The organism is Marinobacter sp. OP 3.4, assembly GCF_036224885.1.
GTDB lineage: Bacteria > Pseudomonadota > Gammaproteobacteria > Pseudomonadales > Oleiphilaceae > Marinobacter.
In genome coordinates this window covers 1-4,520 of record NZ_JAVVLT010000064.1, presented here as the reverse complement: position 1 = coordinate 4,520, position 4,520 = coordinate 1, and the positions used below count along the sequence as shown (strand labels likewise).

Annotated in this window: 4 protein-coding genes and 3 pseudogenes; 3 read left to right on the top strand and 4 right to left on the bottom strand. The window is 56.4% G+C overall.

Translation table 11 applies throughout. The annotated features are described in order from the left end of the window. From RO069_RS11820 to RO069_RS11810, 3 genes and pseudogenes are all read left to right on the top strand, one after another. Positions 1 to 239, top strand: a pseudogene (locus tag RO069_RS11820) (transposase); the annotation flags it as partial. After that, positions 216 to 860, top strand: a complete 645-nt coding sequence (locus RO069_RS11815) for a TolC family protein (protein WP_177186114.1) — start codon at positions 216 to 218, stop codon at positions 858 to 860. The pseudogene RO069_RS11820 and the gene RO069_RS11815, both read left to right, overlap by 24 nt. Before the next feature lie 26 nt (positions 861 to 886). Then, positions 887 to 1,678 (top strand): MipA/OmpV family protein, encoded by a 792-nt coding sequence (locus RO069_RS11810; RefSeq protein WP_091855204.1) that lies wholly within the window; start codon positions 887 to 889, stop codon positions 1,676 to 1,678. Between the two features lie 335 nt (positions 1,679 to 2,013). On the opposite strand, the gene RO069_RS11805 is transcribed toward RO069_RS11810, so the two are convergent. The 4 genes and pseudogenes from RO069_RS11805 to istB all read right to left on the bottom strand — a co-directional run. Next, on the bottom strand, positions 2,014 to 2,481 hold the full coding sequence (locus RO069_RS11805) for a PaaI family thioesterase (protein WP_091855205.1): 468 nt from the start codon (positions 2,479 to 2,481) through the stop codon (positions 2,014 to 2,016). Beyond that, entirely contained in the window at positions 2,478 to 2,963 is a 486-nt protein-coding gene (locus tag RO069_RS11800) for a PaaI family thioesterase (RefSeq protein WP_091855206.1), read from the bottom strand. Before RO069_RS11800 ends, RO069_RS11805 begins: the two co-directional genes overlap by 4 nt. Positions 2,964 to 3,276: 313 nt before the next feature. After that, positions 3,277 to 4,179: pseudogene (locus tag RO069_RS11795) on the bottom strand (IS630 family transposase); the annotation flags it as partial. 113 nt (positions 4,180 to 4,292) lie between these two features. Beyond that, a pseudogene (istB, locus tag RO069_RS11790) lies at positions 4,293 to 4,520 on the bottom strand (IS21-like element ISSpu5 family helper ATPase IstB); the annotation flags it as partial.

Sequence of the window (4,520 nt, the reverse complement as noted above, 5' to 3'; positions counted from 1 at the left end):
TGAAGAAGCGATTCACCGAAGAACAGATCATTCCCATTCTGAAGGAAGCCGAGGCTGGCCTTCCGGTCAAAGAGCTGTGCCGAAAGTACAACATCTCGGACGCAACCTTCTACACATGGCGCAAGAAGTATGGCGGCCTGGAAGTCTCTGAAGCCCGTCGCCTGAAAGCTCTTGAGGAAGAGAACGCCCGGCTCAAGAAGTTGCTGGCCGAGTCCATGCTGGACACAGAAGCTCTGAAGGCCGGACACTACCCGACCCTGGACCTGAACATCTCCTATGGCGAGACCGATATTGATGGCCTGAGGGCCGGCAACACCGGAGGCACATCCGGCAGTGGCGGTGCCACCCGCACTGGCAACGGCACCACCACCGAGGGCGTTATTGGCGTGACCCTGAATGTGCCCCTGTACAGCGGCGGCGGGACACAGGCCGGGGTCCGTCAACAGCGCTCACGAGTGACCGCAGCCGATGAAGCCCTGAGCACGGTTCGCCGGGACGTTCGGGTCGATACCCGCAGCTTTTTCCGCTCCGTTAACACCAACATCGAATCCGCATCAGCGCTCGAACAGACCATCGTCTCAAGGCGAAGCGCACTCGACGCCACCCGCGCCGGCTACGATGTCGGCACCCGCAACATCGTCGAGGTGCTGGATGCCGAACGGGATTACTACGAGGCCCTGCAGAACTATGCCAACGCCCGTTATGACTACATCCTCAACAGTCTGCGCCTGAAACAGTCCGCCGGCACCCTCAGCCCCGATGACCTGATCCAGCTCAACCGCTGGCTCAGCGCCTCCGCTCCTGGCATCGAGGCAATTGCCGGGGACGATGAGACCATCGAGGATCCCACGCAAGACTGAATAAAACCCATAAGAGGCACAACAGCATGTTTTCAAGATATTTGCACAAAACCTTAGTAACCCTGTCTCTGAGCGCGGTCTCTGCCACAGCCGTGGCAGACAGCGAATGGCAAAGCGCCATGACCGGCGCCGACTGGGACGGCAGTATCGGTGCAGGCGCATTCTATGCCCCGGATTATCTCGGTAGTGACGACTATGAAACCCACGCACTCCCCAATATCAACCTGCGCTATGGCGAGCGATTCTATCTCAATATCCGGGATGGTTTGGGCTGGAACCTGCTTAACCAGAATGACTGGCAATTGTCCACGTTTCTTGGCTATGTGGGTGGTCGGGACAACGAAGGCGACATCGAAGCACTCGATGAAGTCGATTCGGGGGCCGCTCTGGGTCTGCGTCTGCGATACCAGGCGGGCCCATTCGATCACAGCGCTTCCGTACGCACCCCGGTCACGGGAGATGTGGATGGTTACCAGATTAAGCTTCGCAGCAGTTGGCGAACGCCGGTCTCTGATAACTTGTCATTGTCTGTGGGGCCAGGCCTGACTTACTCCAGCAAACAGTGGACCGAAGACCTTTTCAATATCTCAGCGGTCGAGAGCGCGCGTTCCGGTCTGCCCCGCTTTTCGGCAGACAGCGGATATCTTCGGGCCCGGCTAGGGGGCGCGCTGACTTACCGGATGACCCCTTCATGGTCGCTGACCGGCCTTGCAGGCGTGGCTTACCTCACCGGCGAGGCAGAAGACAGCCCGATTGTGGACGACGTCGGTAACGCCACTCAGGCGTTTGGTGGCGCATTAATCAATTATCGATTCTAATAAGGGCGTCGGGGTCGCCTCAGCCGAAACTGGCATTATCTCTAGCTCACCGACAACATCCGCTCAGATGCTGGCTGCCCATACGCAAGAGTTGCGGCATAAGCCGTTGCAAGGCCGGCCAGCCAGCTTACCCATGCGGCCCAGTAAAACAGTCAGGTCTCGACAGCCAGGAACACTGGCACGCCGGCGCCGTCCCATTCCTCTCCCATGCAGGCCAGTGAAAATAAGGCGCTGTTTGAAATACGGCCATCACCAAAGAGAGACTGGCTGACCGCCAAAGTCCTGGAACGCATCAATCTCGGTTATATTCTATCTATCCACCTTGCATAGAAGGACTATTGGTTGCCTGCTGTGGTTGCAAGCAGCAACTGAACCCGACCGCTGGCGATCAGTACACTCCGTTCCCTCTGCCAGCAGTTTACCTGTACCAAGCTGGTGCGGCGCCCCTGGCGGACAACCTCGGCACTGGCGAAGGTAGATCGTGCCTGCGCTGACCGAAGGTAGTTGATGTTGCTGTCCAGTATGCGTGGGTACGATGCCTGCGCACCTTTGCCGTGCGCAGCAATCCGCGCCGTGATCTCGATCAGCGCACCAAGTACACCGCCATGCAGGGCGGGCAGCATAAAGTTGCCAATCAAAGACTTTTGATAAGGCAGATGAACCCATACCCCACTGGAGTCTTGTTGAGCCTGAAGCCCGAGATGGCGAGCGTAGGGAATGCGTTCCAGCAAGGTTTGCCAGTATTCATTGTTGCCTTCCCGTAGGTCCGGACCTGGTTGCAGTGAATCGATACGCTGGCTCATGCTTCTCTTTTCTGTCCTAAAGTAGTCTGGAAACGTTGGCCGCGGGTATTGCGCATGAAGGTTGCGCTACCCGCCGCAACCGGCTGCTTATCGCCCTCAGGGAAGATGTTACAGTGAATGAACGCGATTTCGTCCGTAAGGTAACGACAGGCTGCTACCGCCAGCAGGGCGCGCTCGGTGGTGGCGGACCGAAAGTAATCCATTCGGAGATCCAGTGTGGCGATCGGGGTGAGCTCCCGGGCTTCGGCAAATACTGCCAGCCCGCTGGCCGAGTCCGCGAGCGAATACAACACGCCGGTGCAAATCTCCTTTGCGCCATCGTCGGCGATCATCCATGACTGTGGCATCAGGCGCATGCAGACCTCTCCCCCGTTCACAGAAACAACCTGCATGCCCAAATCCTGACCATGGGGGACCTCTTGGGTGAACTGCCACGCGGTCATCACGGCATTACTGTGCCTTTTTTCGTGGGATTCAGTCATCAGCGCTGCCCAGCCGGAATGCTAAGCTTGCGGAAACAGGAAAGCTTTCGGGCGAGATGGTTCATCTGTAAATACCATACTTTGTGTCGGAGCGGTGTTTTAGTTATTTTGGTTGGTTAACCAACCAATAGTCAAGCTCTGGCGGGTATAAATGGCGGTTACTTGCATGATGGCGTACCATCACACAAAGGCTATATAGTTGATTTTTTGAACATTACGCTGGCCGTGCCAAGGAGATATTGAAGCTATGGTTCTCAGACCAGTCACGACGGTGCGCAAACTGGATGACTAGTGTCCCGTCCGGTTAATTCGTTTATTTATTATCAATGATGCTCAGCTTTGCTCGCGCCACTGAAGTCATAATCGATTCTGCACTTTTGTGCCACCGGAACGGCTTGGCCAGTTTCTCGTTATGGGTCTTTATATACCGGCGAATCGCCGTCTTAAGTTCGCCCACACTGGTAAAGATTCCACGGTACAAAGCGCGGCGTTCCAGCTGACCAAACCAGCCCTCCACGGCATTCAGCCAAGAGGCACTGGTTGGTGTGAAGTGAAGCGTGAACCGGGGGTGTTTCTCCAGCCAGGCTTTCACCTCTGGTGTTTTATGAGTCGAGCTGTTGTCCAAAATCAGATGGAGGTCCTGCTCTTTCGGTGTTCCTCGATCAATTTGCCGCAGAAAGTCGAGAAATTCTTTGGCACGGTGGCGTTGCGTGATGCGCCCGATCACTTCACCGTTCAGTATGTTCAGGGCCGCGTATAAGCTGGTCGTACCGTGCCTCTTGTAATCGTGGGTGCGGCGCTCAATCTGGCCGGGTTTCAGTTGGAGTTTAGGCTGCGTACGATCCAGTGCCTGGATCTGCGTTTTCTCATCAACAGACAGTACCAGGGCGTTATCTGGCGGATTCAAGTACAGGCCAACGACATCGAAAACCTTTTCGGCAAAATCCGGATCATTGCTTATTTTGAAGGTTTTCAGCCGGTGCGGTTTCAGGTCAGCGGCTTTCCAGATCTGATGCACTTGCCAGCGGCTGACGCCGGCATATTCGGCCATCAGCCGCACGCTCCAGTGGTTGGATTCCTTGGGCAGCTTCTTTACCGTGTCATCGAGAATTGATTTGACCTTCTTCTGGTCCAGCTTTCTGGGTTGCCCAGGTCTTGGGGCGTCCTGAAGACCGCCCAGACCTTGTTCGATGTAACGATTACGCCACTTGAATACCGTGGCCGTTGCGTAAACCGCTGAAGGTTGCCACCCATTCCGCGTGAAGCCTGCCACCCGGACCGGAGCAAGGCTGCCACCCATCGGAGCGTAGCGACGCGGGGTTTCTCTTCTTACTCCGAAGTCTCAGTGCCCGTCAACTTTGCCTGCTGTTTTCGCATGGATTCGCCCCGCAGATTGATCTTGTAGGCGTTGTGTACGAGCCGGTCCAGAATGGCATCTGCCAGAGTGGCGTCACCGATCGCCCCATGCCATTCCTCGATGGGTAATTGGCTAGTGGCGATGGTGGAGCGCCGGCCATGTCGGTCTTCCAGCACCTCCAGCAAGTCCCTTCGGTTCTC